Here is a 14,307-nt window from a genome sequence, read left to right as displayed (position 1 = left end):
AAAATACTAGGATGAAGAAGGTTTCAAGTCTATAACTTGGAGGAAAAGAATGAACAATCGTATTTTAGTAGTTGATGATGAGGAATTTATCTTAACTTTAATCGAATTTAATTTACAACAAGCTGGGTTTGAAGTTATAACAGCGATGGATGGAGAAATGGCGCTTCAAAAAGCGACAACAGAACGCCCAGATTTAATTATATTAGATTTAATGCTTCCGAAAATGGATGGTATGGAAGTGTGTAAAGAATTACGATTGCAGCGCGTTATGACGCCGATTTTAATGTTAACGGCAAAAGATGATGAGTTTGATAAGGTGCTAGGCCTTGAACTTGGGGCAGATGATTATATGACGAAGCCATTTAGTCCAAGGGAAGTTGTTGCTCGTGTGAAGGCGATTTTGCGCCGCACGAAATTACAACAAGAAGAACAAGTTGCAGAAGCGCCAGATGAAGATAGCATCACAATTGCAGAACTTAAAATTTTACCGGAGTTTTATGAGGCTTATTTCCAAGGAAGAAAGCTTGAATTAACACCAAAAGAATTTGAACTACTTGTGTATCTTGCGAAAAATAAAAGTCGCGTGTTGACTCGTGATCAATTATTAAGTGCTGTATGGAATTATGATTTTGCTGGTGATACGCGAATTGTTGATGTTCATATTAGCCATTTGCGCGATAAAATTGAACAAAATACGAAAAAACCGACGTACATTAAAACGATACGTGGTTTAGGATATAAATTAGAGGAGCCAAAAGGGAATGAATAAATTTCGTTCCAGGCTTCTTTTTACATTTGTTTCTCTTATTGTATTTATTTTAGTTGGACTAGGTTTATTGCTAGAAACTGTGTTTGAAAACTACTATATAGATCATGCTAAAGAGAGAATGGTAAAAGAGACGGAGTATGTTGCGGCGTTAGCAGAAGAGCAAGGTTTTGATAATGTCTTAAAAAATCCATACGTATTTGAAAAGTTAGAAGAAAAAATACCAGCTTCTATCGTATTTGTGGATGAAAAAAAGAAAGTTCAATATAGAAAAGGACAAGAATTGGCATTTAGTCCAGAAACGATTAAAGAACTTTCTTCGAAAGTGGCAAAACAACGAAGTAAAGTGATTACGAAAGAGACAGATCGAAAGAATGAATTTTATCATGCGGTGTTCGTTCAAGATGTAGAAGGAAAACAAGGATACGTTTTGGTGAAAAGTACAATCGATCCTTTAAGAGACGTACATCAAAAAACGTGGGGATTATTAATTATCGGATTTGTCATTGCTTGTCTCGTAGTTGTATTTTTAGGTATGAAAATTACAGGGCAATATATTAGGCCAATTGAATCGGTTACAAAAGTTGCAATTGAATTGGCAAAGGGTAATTATAAAGCACGTGCATACGAAAGTCATTCGGATGAAACAGGAATGCTGAGTAAAGCAATTAATATTTTAGCTCGTAACTTACAAGAGATGACACTTGAACAAGAAATGCAGCAAGATCGTCTGCATACGTTAATTGAAAATATGGGAAGCGGAATGATTTTAATTGATAGCCGCGGGTATATAAACCTTGTAAACCGCTCTTATAAGGAAACTTTCCACGTAACAGATGAAGAATATTTAGATCGCTTATATTATGAATCGTTTCATCATACAGAAATTATTGAGCTTGTAGAAGAAATCTTTATGACAGAAGTGAAAGTGCGTAAACAAATGTTATTGCCACTTGGAATTGAGCGGAAGCATTTCGAAGTATATGGAGCGCCGATTATCGGGACAAACCATGAATGGAAAGGGATTGTTCTCGTATTCCATGACATAACAGAGTTAAAGAAATTAGAACAAATGAGAAAAGACTTTTTAGCGAATGTTTCTCATGAATTAAAGACACCGATTACTTCTATTAAAGGTTTTTCAGAAACACTCTTAGACGGAGCGATGGATAATAAAAAATTCTGCGAACATTTCTTGCACATTATTTTAAAAGAAAGTGAGCGCATGCAAGGATTAATTGAAGATTTATTAGATTTGTCAAAGATCGAACAACAAGGATTTAAATTAAATATGGGAACCGTTGACATGAAGGGGCTGCTTGAAGATATTCATATGGTGCTTGATAATAAAGCAGGAGAAAAAGAAATCTCTTTACAAGTGAATGTATTAAAACGTGCTTCTGTTATTGGAGATCCAAGTCGTTTGAAACAAATCTTTATTAATTTAATAAATAACGCGATCGTATATACACCGGCTGGAGGCGTTGTTTCAGTAGAGTTAGCGGAAGATAAGTATAATGCTTATATAAAAGTATCGGATACTGGAATTGGTATTAGTAAAGAGGAAATTCCACGTATTTTTGAACGCTTTTACCGAGTGGATAAAGCGAGAAGTAGAAATACTGGTGGTACAGGCCTTGGATTATCAATTGTAAAGCATTTAGTAGAGGCGCATCACGGTACAATTACAGTGGATAGTGAAGTTGGGGAAGGGACAACATTTACAGTTGTTTTACCAAAATCAGCAACTGAAAAATAGGATGAAGGATGTTTACAATATATTAACAATGGCTTAATTAAATATTAATAAAGCTCTGTTAATATAATACATGAAAACCCCTTCATCCAAGGAGTAATTTTGGACGAGAATAGTTAAGCTGTTCTCGTCACTTCCCTTTATGCCAATATAAGTCTGTTTTATATATGAAAGAAAATAACCGTTATTTTTCTTCTCTCTATTAGTCATGTTAATATAGAGAGAGGAAAGGAACGGTTTTTTTCTGTGAAAAAAATCATTTCAAATTTGTATGGGGAGGTTTCAATTTTGGAAAAAAAGGTCGTATTAGTAGATGGTAATAATATCGCGTATCGTGCTTTCTTTGCACTACCGCTTTTAAATAACGACAAAGGTATACATACGAACGCAATTTACGGTTTTACAATGATGTTAATGAGAATATTAGAGGAAGAAAAGCCAACTCATATGTTAGTGGCGTTTGATGCAGGCAAAACAACCTTCCGTCATAAAACGTATAGTGAGTATAAAGGAGGACGTCAAAAGACTCCACCTGAATTATCAGAGCAGTTCCCGTTTATTCGTGAGATGCTGGATGCGTTCAATGTACCGCGTTATGAATTAGAAAATTATGAAGCGGATGATATTATGGGAACGCTAGCAAAAGAAGCGAGTGAACAAGGAGCAAGTGTAAAAGTTATTTCAGGAGATAAAGATTTACTTCAACTTGTTTCTGATAACACGCTTGTATGTATTCCGCGAAAAGGGATTACGGAAGTAGATGAATATACGAAAGAATCTTTATTTGAAAAATATAGCTTATCACCAAAGCAAATTATCGATATGAAAGGTTTAATGGGAGACCAATCAGATAATATTCCGGGTGTACCAGGAGTTGGTGAAAAAACGGCGATTAAATTGTTAACACAGTTTGGAACGGTTGAAGAAGTGTATGAAAATCTAGATCAAGTAAGCGGGAAGAAATTAAAAGAAAAACTGGAAGAAAATAAAGAACAAGCTCTTATGAGTAAAGATCTTGCGACTATTATTACAGATGCGCCGATTACAGTTCATGTGGATGATATGGCGTATAAAGGATATGAAGCAAGTGATGTGATTCCAATGTTCGAGAGTTTAGGATTTACATCTCTTTTAAATAAATTAGGCGTTACGCCAGAAGAAACAGCTCCAGCTGAATTAGATGATATTACATTTGATATTGTGGAAGAAGTTACAGAAGAAATGCTTCAGCAAGATAGTGCGCTTATCGTAGAAGTGCAAGAAGATAATTATCATAAGGCGGACATTCAAGGCTTTGGTATTCAAAATGAAAATGGTTGCTACTTTATTCAGAAGGATATTGCTCTTGCATCGGATGCATTTAAAGCATGGCTTGCAAATGGAGAAATGAGAAAGCATACATTTGATGCGAAGCGAGCAATCGTTGCACTGAAATGGAATGGGATAGATATGCAAGGGATTGACTTTGATCTATTAATCGCTGCTTATTTACTTGACCCGGCTGATACAGATAAAGATTTCCGTACTGTAGCGAAAATGAAAGAAACGCATGCTGTGAAATCAGATGAAGAAGTTTACGGAAAAGGTGCGAAGCGTGCTGTTCCAGAGTTAGAAGTAGTAGCGGAGCATGTGGCTCGTAAAGTGCATGTATTATATGATGTAAAGCAAACATTCGTTGAAGAGTTAAAGAAGAATGAGCAATATGAACTGTTTACAGAGTTAGAATTGCCACTTGCGCGTGTATTAGCTGATATGGAAGTAAAAGGTGTAAAAGTTGATACGGAGCGTCTTCGTAATATGGGAGAAGAACTCGCAGGTAGATTAAAGGAAATGGAACAGGAAATTTATAAGCTTGCGGGAACAGAATTTAATATTAATTCACCGAAGCAGCTTGGTGTAATTCTGTTTGAGAACTTAAACTTACCGGTTATTAAAAAGACGAAAACAGGTTATTCTACGTCAGCTGATGTATTAGACAAGCTTATGGATCGCCATGAAATTATTCCAAACATTTTACATTATCGTCAATTAGGGAAGCTAAATTCAACTTATATTGAAGGTTTACTGAAAGTTGTACATGAAGATTCATCTAAAATTCATACTCGCTTTAATCAAGTGTTAACGCAAACAGGTCGATTAAGTTCAACGGATCCGAACTTGCAAAATATCCCGATTCGATTAGAAGAAGGAAGAAAGATTCGTCAGGCATTTGTTCCATCAGAAGAAGGTTGGATTATGTATGCGGCTGATTATTCACAAATCGAACTTCGTGTATTAGCTCATATTGCAAATGATAAAGGGCTAGTTGAAGCATTCCAGCATGACATGGATATTCATACGAAAACAGCTATGGATGTATTTGGCGTTGAAAAAGATGAAGTAACTTCAAATATGAGACGGCAAGCGAAAGCTGTTAACTTCGGAATTGTGTATGGTATTAGTGATTATGGTCTTTCACAAAACTTAGGAATTACAAGAAAAGCAGCAGCGGAATTTATTGAAAAGTATTTAGAAAGTTTCCCTGGTGTACAAGAATACATGGAGGACATCGTAAAAGATGCGAAACAAAAAGGATATGTGGCTACATTATTAAATCGTCGTCGTTATATTCCAGAAATTACGAGTCGTAATTTCAATTTACGTAGCTTTGCTGAGCGTACAGCGATGAATACACCAATTCAAGGTACTGCAGCAGATATTATTAAAAAAGCGATGATTATTATGGCAGATCGTTTAGAAGAAGAAGGATTACAAGCGCGTCTTCTTCTGCAAGTACACGATGAATTAATATTTGAAGCACCAAAAGAAGAAATTGAAAAATTAGAGCAGCTTGTACCTGAAGTAATGGAGCATGCGATTGAACTCGCAGTTCCGCTGAAAGTTGATTATTCTTACGGTCCAACTTGGTACGACGCAAAATAAGGAAGTGATGAAATGCCTGAATTACCAGAGGTTGAAAACGTCAGACGGACACTTGAAAATCTTGTAACAGGAAAAACGATTGAAGATGTTATTGTTACTTATCCAAAAATAGTGAAACGACCGGATGATGCAGAAATCTTTAAAGAAATGCTAAAAGGCGAGAAGATTGAAAATATAAAGCGAAGAGGAAAGTTTTTGCTTCTATATGTAACAAATTATGTTATTGTTTCACATTTGCGTATGGAAGGTAAGTTTTTACTACATCAAGAGGATGAGCCGATTGATAAACATACGCACGTCCGTTTCTTATTTACAGATGGAACTGAATTACATTATAAAGATGTGAGAAAGTTTGGTACGATGCATCTCTTTAAGAAAGGTGAAGAGATGAACCAAATGCCTCTTGCTGACTTAGGTCCGGAGCCGTTTGATACTGAATTGACACCACAGTATTTACAAGAAAGATTGCAAAAGACAAATCGTAAAATAAAAGTTGTGCTATTGGACCAGCGTCTTTTAGTAGGGCTTGGAAATATATATGTAGATGAAGTTTTATTCCGTTCTCAAATTCATCCGGAACGAGAAGCTTCGTCTTTGACAATAGAAGAAATTGAGCGAATTTATGAGGCTACCGTTACAACGCTAGGCGAAGCAGTGAAGCGTGGTGGAAGTACAATTCGAACGTATATCAACTCACAAGGGCAAATTGGTTCGTTCCAAGAACTCCTAAATGTATACGGAAAAAAAGGAGAACCGTGTGTAACTTGCGGTACGATATTAGAAAAAACAGTTGTTGGCGGGCGAGGAACGCATTACTGCCCAATTTGTCAGCCAAGAATATAGAAAAGAGATAACATCGGATAGGCATTTGTCATATACATACAGCAGAGCTATGTATAAGGGAGGAGCTTACCGATGTACCTTTATTTATCTCTTATTTTATTAGCTTTTACATTAAGCTTAGATAGCTGTAGTGTAGGGCTAACATATGGTTTAAGAAGCGTAAGAATTCCACTAAGATCAATTATAATTATCGGAATGTGTTCAGCGGCTGTTATGCTTGTTTCAATGGGAATTGGACATATGATCGCGAAAGTATTTTCACCTGTTATCGCAACGCGTATCGGTGGGCTTGTTCTTATTGGAATAGGGATTTGGGTATTGTATCAATTTTTTCGAAGTGAGAAAAAAGAAGAACCAAAGCAAGAGGAGAAGGTCTGGAAATTAGAGATTGCCTCGCTAGGGCTAGTGATTCAAATTTTACGGAAACCGACTGTAGCAGATTTTGATAAATCAGGCACCATTTCTGCAGGAGAGGCATTGCTTCTTGGTATCGCTCTTTCTGTAGACTCATTTGGTGCCGGAATTGGTGCATCTTTATTAGGGTATGCACCCGCTATGATGGCGATATTAGTTGCAATTATGAGTTCTTTGTTTTTATTTATTGGAATGAAACTTGGAACGGTTTTATCGAATATGAAGTGGTTACAAAAATTTACATTCCTGCCTGGGGTATTACTCATTATAATTGGAATTTGGAAAATGTAAGTATGGGCGTGGAACATTGGTTTCGCGCCTTTTATTATGAGGAGGATTATTATGACAGTAGTAATTGGATTAACGGGAGGCATTGCAAGCGGAAAAAGTACGGTATCTCAAATGTTTCGTGAACTGAGCATACCAGTTATTGATGCAGATGTTATTGCAAGAGAAGTTGTAGAACAAGGAAAACCAGCATATAACAAAATAGTAGAAGTATTTGGAACGGAAGTGTTACAAGAAGATGGAGAACTAGATCGTCCAAAACTGGGAAGTGTCGTTTTCTATAATGAAGAAAAACGATTGCAGTTAAATAAAATTGTTCATCCTGCAGTGCGTGAGGAAATGAATAGGCAAAAGGAAATGTACATAAAAGAAGATATGCAAGCGGTTGTGTTAGATATTCCTCTCTTATTTGAAAGCAAATTAACAAGTCTCGTTGACCGCGTTTTAGTTGTAGCAGTTAAGCCGCATACGCAATTAGAGCGTTTAATGAAACGAAATAACTTTTCAGAAGAAGAAGCAACAGCTCGTATTCAATCTCAAATGCCGTTAGAAGAAAAAGTGAAAAATGCAGATGAAGTGATAAATAATGATGGCACAATTATGGGAACGAAAACACAATTGCAGGTAATTTTAAAGAAGTGGAACATTATTGACTAAAAAATTGTGAAATTAATGAAAATGCTTAGTGACATATCTCCTTTTTGTGTTATACTATTATTGGGATTGGAGATAAATAGTATAACGCATTCAAGGGGGATAACATATTATGACTCGTGTGGCAATTAATGGATTTGGACGTATTGGGAGAATGGTATTTCGTCAAGCAATAAAAGAAAGCGCATTCGAAATTGTAGCAATCAATGCAAGCTATCCATCTGAAACGTTAGCACACTTAATTAAATATGATACAGTTCATGGCAAGTTTGACGGAACAGTAGAAGCATTTGAAGATCACTTATTAGTTGATGGAAAAATGATTCGCCTTTTAAACAACCGCGATCCAAAGGAATTGCCTTGGACAGATTTAGGTGTTGAAGTTGTAATTGAAGCAACTGGTAAATTTAATTCAAAAGAAAAAGCAATTCTTCACGTTGAAGCTGGAGCGAAAAAAGTTATTTTAACAGCGCCTGGTAAAAATGAAGATGTAACAATTGTAGTTGGTGTGAACGAAGACCAATTAGATATTACAAAACATACTGTTATTTCAAATGCATCTTGTACAACAAACTGTTTAGCGCCTGTTGTGAAGGTGTTAGATGAGCAGTTTGGAATTGAAAACGGTTTAATGACGACAGTTCACGCTTATACAAATGACCAAAAAAATATTGATAACCCACATAAAGATTTAAGAAGAGCACGTGCTTGCGGACAATCAATCATTCCGACAACGACAGGTGCTGCGAAAGCGCTAGCAAAAGTTCTTCCGCACTTAAACGGAAAACTTCATGGTATGGCACTTCGTGTACCAACACCAAACGTGTCTCTTGTTGACTTAGTAGTAGATGTAAAACGCGATGTGACAGTTGAAGCTATTAATGATGCATTCAAAACTGTTGCAAACGGTGCGTTAAAAGGTATTGTAGAATTCAGCGAAGAGCCTTTAGTATCTATCGACTTTAATACAAATACACATTCAGCTATTATCGATGGTTTATCTACAATGGTAATGGGTGATCGTAAAGTGAAAGTACTTGCTTGGTATGATAACGAGTGGGGCTACTCTCGTCGTGTTGTAGATCTTGTAACGTTAGTTGTTGAAGAGTTAGCGAAACAAGAAAATGTGCAACACATTTAAGTGAATAAGGGAGGAGAGGGCAAGGCAATATTTGCCCTCTTTTTTTATTTTTTTCTGAAAAGGAAAAAAATTATATAAGTATATTTTAAAAAGTGGACATACCACGAAACGTTGTGATTACTGCATTTGTGAATCGTTTATTTTTTTTAGGGAAAAGTAAAGAGGAAAATATGACAGAAAATCGAAAAAACTGTTGTTGCAAAATGAAAATAAACAAAGTATACTAACACTCGTAAACTTAAGAGCTGAGGTACGTAGTCACTACTTAAAGGGTTAGGACCTCTCTGGACTAACTTTCCCCCGTGGTAGTGGAGCAAGCCAAATTGCAAATTAGTTTTCAATTCGAACAGTTAGAATAAATTTACAAGGGGGAACTGTAGAATGGATACTATGGATACGATGGGTCGTCACGTGATCGCTGAACTTTGGGATTGCGATTTCGACAAGCTTAATGACATGCCGTATATTGAACAATTATTTGTGGATGCAGCACTAAGAGCTGGTGCTGAAGTGCGTGAGGTTGCTTTCCATAAATTTGCACCACAAGGTGTAAGTGGAGTAGTAATTATCTCAGAATCACATTTAACAATTCATAGCTTTCCGGAGCACGGTTACGCAAGTATTGATGTTTATACTTGTGGGGATCGTATTGATCCAAATGTTGCTGCAGAATATATTGCAGAAGGTTTAAACGCGAAAACGCGTGAGAGCATCGAGCTTCCTCGAGGCACTGGTAGCTTCGAAATTAAGCAGAGAGAAACAAAAGCTCTTTAAAAAAGAACATAATTGATTTAAAATGTAAAGAGGTGTATAATGCACCTCTTTTTTAGTTTATAAAAAAGGAAAAATATAACGTACTCGTTAGTTGAATACATTGGACTCTTGCAAATGAGGTAGTGCCCTATATACCATCTTATTTTTAAGTATGAGATGATAAAGTGATGCGCTGAAACTTAAAGTGGTAAGAGAGTTAGAATGAGTTATATAATATTGTATATATATTTTAGGTGAATTGAGTAGAGAAAAATAAAGAGTATAGTGTAAAGGAGTGAATGAATTGCGTTGTCCATCCTGTTCTCATAATGGTACAAGAGTGTTAGATTCGCGTCCGGTAGACGAGGGGCGCTCTATTCGAAGAAGAAGAGAGTGTGAAAGTTGTTTAAGTCGCTTTACGACCTTTGAAAGGGTAGAAGAGTCACCTCTTATCGTTGTTAAAAAAGAAGGCACACGAGAAGAGTTTAATAAAGAAAAGATTTTACGCGGTTTAATTAAAGCGTGTGAAAAAAGACCAGTATCTTTAAGACAATTAGAAGAAGTAACACAAAGCGTGGAACGTGAACTGCGTAATTTAGGTATATCAGAAGTGAAAAGTGATATGATTGGTGAAATTGTTATGGAAGAACTTCGCGATATTGATGATGTTGCTTATGTACGTTTTGCTTCTGTATATCGTCAATTTAAAGATTTAAATGTATTTATTGAAGAATTAAAAGATATACTGCAAAAAGAAAGAGAGTAGAAGTTGTATTTTATTCTCTTTACATACCGTAAGTAATAGGATAAGAGAGCTAGAAGCGAAAGCTAATAGCTCTTTTTCACTAAGAATTTATATAATGAAGATAGAAGGAATGAAGTAGAGGATAGATTGGATGAGAGAAAGGAAAAGCAAGAATGGAAAAACAGTCATGGATGGAGCTATTGCCGATTGATCGTTATAAAGTAAGTGCGAAAGGGCTACTGCATAATTACGACCGAAAAGTATTAACGATGTTGTATCAGCCGTTAATAGGTAGTAGAGCTTTTAGCTTATACATGACACTATGGGGGGAGCTAGAGCAAGATCGTGTATTTGGAAAAGAGAATACACATCATTCCCTTATGGTGACTATGCAAATGCAACTTCCTGAAATATATGAGGAACGAGTAAAGTTAGAGGCAATTGGGCTTTTGAAGGTATATATTAAGAAAGAAAAAGATATTCGAATGTTCATATATGAGTTGCAACCACCTTTATCTCCGAAGCAGTTTTTTGATGATATTGTTTTAAGTATCTTTTTATACAATCGATTGAGTCGGACAAAATATAATCAAGTAAAGCAATATTTCTTAGAAGAAGAATTTGATTTTGCTTCTTATGAAAATGTTACGCGCTCTTTCAATGATGTGTTTGGTTCGTTTAATCCAGGACAGCTTGAGCATGCGCAAGAAGACCTTCGTATTCCAAAAACGACAACTATGCCAAGTAACGAGAAGGGAGACGCTCCGAAAGTTTGGAATGATTTCTTTGATTTCTCTTTATTTGTAGATGGATTGTCCGCTCTTGTTCCTAAAAAGGCGATTACAGATCAAGTAAGAGACTGCGTTATAACACTTGCTTATGTGTATGGTGTAGATGTGTTATCGATGCAAAATATCGTTCTTGGTGCGGTGACGGAGATGCAAACAATTGATATGGAAAGGCTTAGAAAAGGAGCGCGCGATTGGTATCAATTTGAAAATGGTCAAGCATTACCGGTACTAAGTGAAAGAGTACAGCCTCATGCTGCACGTACGATGAAAGAGAAAGAGCCTTCATCACAAGAGGAGATGTTAATAAAGCAGCTAGAGGAAATCTCGCCAAAACAACTATTGAAAGAGATTTCTGGTGGTGCAGAGGCAACGAAAGCGGACTTGCAAATCGTTGAAGATGTCATGATTAATCAAAAATTGACACCAGGAGTTGTGAATGTACTTATTTATTACGTTATGCTACGCTCAGATATGAAACTTGCGAAAACGTATGTCGAGAAGATTGCTGGGCATTGGGCACGTAAAAAGGTCGGTACAGTAGCGGACGCGATGGCGTTAGCGAAAGAAGAGAACCGTCAATATCAAGAGTGGGCTGAGACGAAGAAAAAAGGCCGTACGGCGAAGAAGACGGTACGAAAAGAAATGGTGCCAGATTGGCTTAAGGAAGAAGAGCCGAAAGAACAAGAGAAAGAAACGGCGAAGAAAGATGTAAGTGTAGAAAAAGATGCAAGTACGCTAGAAGATGAACGAAAACGATTAGAAGAAGTGCTAAAAAAATATAAGCGTGATTAATAGAAGAGAATGAACGCTCTTTGAGGTGAGAAAATGGAGCATATTCAAAATTCATTTACAAAATTAATGGAAAATGAAAACTTTAAAAATAGATATGAAGTATTAAAGGCAGAAGTAATGGCGCATCCGCGTGTGAAAGAATTTATAGACGAACATAAAGGTGAAGTAACGACTTCTATGATTGAGCGCAGTCTTGTGAAGTTATATGAATATATTGGACAAAGTGTAGGTTGCGTAGATTGCCCGGATTTAGGTGCATGTAAAAATATGCTGCAAGGGTATGAGCCAAAGCTTGTTATTCAAGGGAAAATGATTGATATTCAATACGATCGCTGCGTTAGAAAAGTAGCATATGACGAGAGAAAGAAATATGAAAAACTCGTTCAAAGTGTATATATGCCAACGGATATTTTACAGGCAACTATGGAAAACTTAGACCCTTCTGATTTAAATGCACGTATCGATGCAATTGGCGCAGCGAATGAATTTTTAAGTACATATGAACCAGGTAAAAAAGCACAAGGTTTATATTTGTACGGTAAATTTGGTGTAGGAAAAACGTACCTTTTAGGAGCAATTGCGAACGAGCTTGCTCGAAAGAAAATAAGTTCGATGCTCGTATACTTCCCGGAATTTTTACGTGAAATTAAAAGTTCGATTCAAGATAATTCGATTGGCGAAAAGATTGATGCTGTTAAACGCGTACAAGTTTTAATGTTAGATGATATCGGGGCAGAAGCGATGTCGAGCTTTGTGCGTGACGATGTGCTTGGTGCAATCTTGCAATTCCGTATGCTAGAAAACTTACCGACGTTCTTTACGTCTAATTTTGATTTTAAACAATTGGAACATCATTTAACGTATACACAACGTGGTGAGGCTGAAGAAATGAAGGCAGCACGTATTATGGAACGAATTAAATATTTAGCGAAACCAATTCCAATTGGTGGGAAAAACCGTCGTCATAAGTAAAAGAGCAAGCTGAGAAGCTTGCTCTTTTGTATTATAGTGATATTTTCTTTTCAAATATGAGATCGAAATATTCAGGTTGTCCAGAACTGCCAATCGTAGGGGCAACAATCTGTACGAACCTCCAGTCATCTCTAGCATGTTCTTGAATAATTTCTTGGTAGTCTTCAGCTAGTTTTGAGCGAGTGAGCCCCCAATGAAATTCGACTTTTACGAATTTATATTCAAACATTCAGATACCTCCCTTTAGTAATAAGTAAAGTATACAATAAAAAAATTCATAGTAGCTTGTATCATTTTTTTCTCCCTCCCTTAATATATATAAAATTAGCAAGCCATATTGAGTGGATTTTCTAACGATAGGAAATGTAATTCTACTAAGAGTGAACTTCCACGGGACGGACTCTTATAGGATTTGTAACGTATAGATACAGTCCTTTAGAGCAGGGATAAAAGGGGGGACAAAAGTGATTGAAATTTGCTTCGAAGAAAAAAATGATGCTATGCACGTATATAGACAATTGCTGAAAAGAGCGGAAGTATTATATAAGGAAACGAGTGTGTATTTACAGGAACAAAAAGTGGTGATTCACATACCAGTACGTGAATCAAATTATATTGAAAAGATCTTATTGCCGGTAATGGTGTATTTTATTGTGAATGTGAAACAAAATGAGTGGATTTATACGATCTTAAAAGAAAAGTTTTTTTATGAAGAACAAGAAGAGTGTCATCAAATATTGCACATGGCACATGAGATTTTAAAGGGAAGAAGAAAAGGGGTAGCTCAGGATTTAACGCGTAACGCATTTGAGTCATATATTAAGTCTTCTTTAAATAATTGGCTTTGTGATCCGCTCTCATTCTCGTTTTCATCATATATCCGTTTTCGTCTTCGTACATATAGGGAAATGGTGGCTAAACTTGCGGAAGTGGCAATTGATGAATATAAGATGGAGCAAGAATACCAAATGTTCATTGAGACGCTTCGGCAACAAGTAAGTAGCCGTAAATCACGCTTGTCCTGTGTGCATCTTATTTTTGATGAAAGCTTTATCTTTTATGATGATAAAGGTAGACGTTTAAAACAGGAGAAGTTGGTCCAATATATAGATGAGGAATTATTAAAGCAAAATGATGTATATATTGATACGAAAGTAATTGCGCCGCTTCTTTCTATTTCGCCCAAAAAGATTTATTTATATACGAAAGAACAAGACCATAATATGATTATTACTTTGCGAAATGTGTTTCAAGAACGGGTCCAATTACATGGATTACATGATTTTGAGCGCAATGTGAAAAATTTAAAAAATAAAGGTAACGCCCTTGATTTTCTAAGTTTTTGAGCATATAATTACCTACATAAATGAAATATATCGAAATGTCATGATGAGGACATGAGTAGTTTTCTACGATTTTCAGAGAGGGAAGCCTTAGGGTGTGAGCTTCCTAGTACGGGATTATTACTTA

The 14,307-nt window shown here is 36.2% G+C and carries 13 protein-coding genes and 1 other annotated feature (1 of these 14 only partly in view); of the genes, 12 read left to right on the top strand and 1 reads right to left on the bottom strand.

Annotation, left to right across the window (positions count from 1 at the left end; genetic code table 11):
- Positions 1 to 49 precede the first annotated feature (49 nt).
- From phoP to dnaI, 11 genes are all read left to right on the top strand, one after another.
- A complete protein-coding gene (phoP, locus tag ACS2FK_RS04535) occupies positions 50 to 769 on the top strand; it encodes a two-component system response regulator PhoP (protein ID WP_001065220.1) in 720 nt (239 codons plus the stop codon).
- Positions 762 to 2,525, top strand: coding sequence for a sensory box histidine kinase PhoR (gene phoR / locus ACS2FK_RS04530; RefSeq protein ID WP_063548742.1), 1,764 nt, complete (start codon positions 762 to 764; stop codon positions 2,523 to 2,525). The genes phoP and phoR overlap by 8 nt, the downstream gene beginning before the upstream one ends.
- A gap of 285 nt (positions 2,526 to 2,810) precedes the next feature.
- Complete coding sequence (gene polA, locus ACS2FK_RS04525) at positions 2,811 to 5,444, top strand: DNA polymerase I (RefSeq protein WP_063548740.1); 2,634 nt, start codon at positions 2,811 to 2,813, stop codon at positions 5,442 to 5,444.
- Positions 5,445 to 5,456: 12 nt separating this feature from the next.
- Positions 5,457 to 6,287: a DNA-formamidopyrimidine glycosylase gene (gene mutM / locus ACS2FK_RS04520; protein ID WP_023523153.1), complete on the top strand. Its 831-nt coding sequence runs from the start codon at positions 5,457 to 5,459 to the stop codon at positions 6,285 to 6,287.
- A gap of 72 nt (positions 6,288 to 6,359) precedes the next feature.
- Positions 6,360 to 6,992, top strand: coding sequence for a sporulation membrane protein YtaF (ytaF, locus tag ACS2FK_RS04515; RefSeq protein ID WP_000281743.1), 633 nt, complete (start codon positions 6,360 to 6,362; stop codon positions 6,990 to 6,992).
- A gap of 51 nt (positions 6,993 to 7,043) precedes the next feature.
- The gene (gene coaE / locus ACS2FK_RS04510) at positions 7,044 to 7,646 is read left to right on the top strand and encodes a dephospho-CoA kinase (protein WP_000219328.1); all 603 of its coding nucleotides are present in this window, start codon (positions 7,044 to 7,046) and stop codon (positions 7,644 to 7,646) included.
- Positions 7,647 to 7,755: 109 nt separating this feature from the next.
- Complete coding sequence (locus tag ACS2FK_RS04505; RefSeq protein ID WP_000198974.1) at positions 7,756 to 8,784, top strand: glyceraldehyde-3-phosphate dehydrogenase; 1,029 nt, start codon at positions 7,756 to 7,758, stop codon at positions 8,782 to 8,784.
- A 390-nt stretch (positions 8,785 to 9,174) separates the two neighbouring features.
- Complete coding sequence (gene speD, locus ACS2FK_RS04500; protein ID WP_002003660.1) at positions 9,175 to 9,558, top strand: adenosylmethionine decarboxylase; 384 nt, start codon at positions 9,175 to 9,177, stop codon at positions 9,556 to 9,558.
- Between the two features lie 283 nt (positions 9,559 to 9,841).
- Positions 9,842 to 10,303 carry a transcriptional regulator NrdR gene (gene nrdR / locus ACS2FK_RS04495; protein ID WP_001203687.1) on the top strand — a complete coding sequence of 154 codons (462 nt, stop codon included), beginning with the start codon at positions 9,842 to 9,844 and terminating at the stop codon, positions 10,301 to 10,303.
- Between the two features lie 152 nt (positions 10,304 to 10,455).
- Positions 10,456 to 11,865 carry a replication initiation and membrane attachment family protein gene (locus ACS2FK_RS04490; RefSeq protein WP_000415025.1) on the top strand — a complete coding sequence of 470 codons (1,410 nt, stop codon included), beginning with the start codon at positions 10,456 to 10,458 and terminating at the stop codon, positions 11,863 to 11,865.
- A 33-nt stretch (positions 11,866 to 11,898) separates the two neighbouring features.
- Positions 11,899 to 12,837, top strand: a complete 939-nt coding sequence (gene dnaI / locus ACS2FK_RS04485) for a primosomal protein DnaI (protein ID WP_000400120.1) — start codon at positions 11,899 to 11,901, stop codon at positions 12,835 to 12,837.
- Between the two features lie 31 nt (positions 12,838 to 12,868).
- Here dnaI and ACS2FK_RS04480 read toward each other — a convergent pair whose 3' ends face one another.
- A complete protein-coding gene (locus ACS2FK_RS04480) occupies positions 12,869 to 13,066 on the bottom strand; it encodes a DUF4177 domain-containing protein (protein WP_000464454.1) in 198 nt (65 codons plus the stop codon).
- 235 nt (positions 13,067 to 13,301) lie between these two features.
- On the opposite strand from ACS2FK_RS04480, the gene ytxC reads away from it, so the two are divergent.
- Complete coding sequence (gene ytxC / locus ACS2FK_RS04475) at positions 13,302 to 14,183, top strand: putative sporulation protein YtxC (protein ID WP_000569629.1); 882 nt, start codon at positions 13,302 to 13,304, stop codon at positions 14,181 to 14,183.
- A gap of 31 nt (positions 14,184 to 14,214) precedes the next feature.
- Positions 14,215 to 14,307: a binding site (T-box leader), on the top strand (it continues 136 nt past the right edge of the window).

It is taken from the genome of Bacillus cereus group sp. BceL220 (assembly GCF_051776965.1).
GTDB lineage: Bacteria > Bacillota > Bacilli > Bacillales > Bacillaceae_G > Bacillus_A > Bacillus_A cereus.
This window is presented reverse-complemented; position numbering and strand designations above follow the sequence as displayed.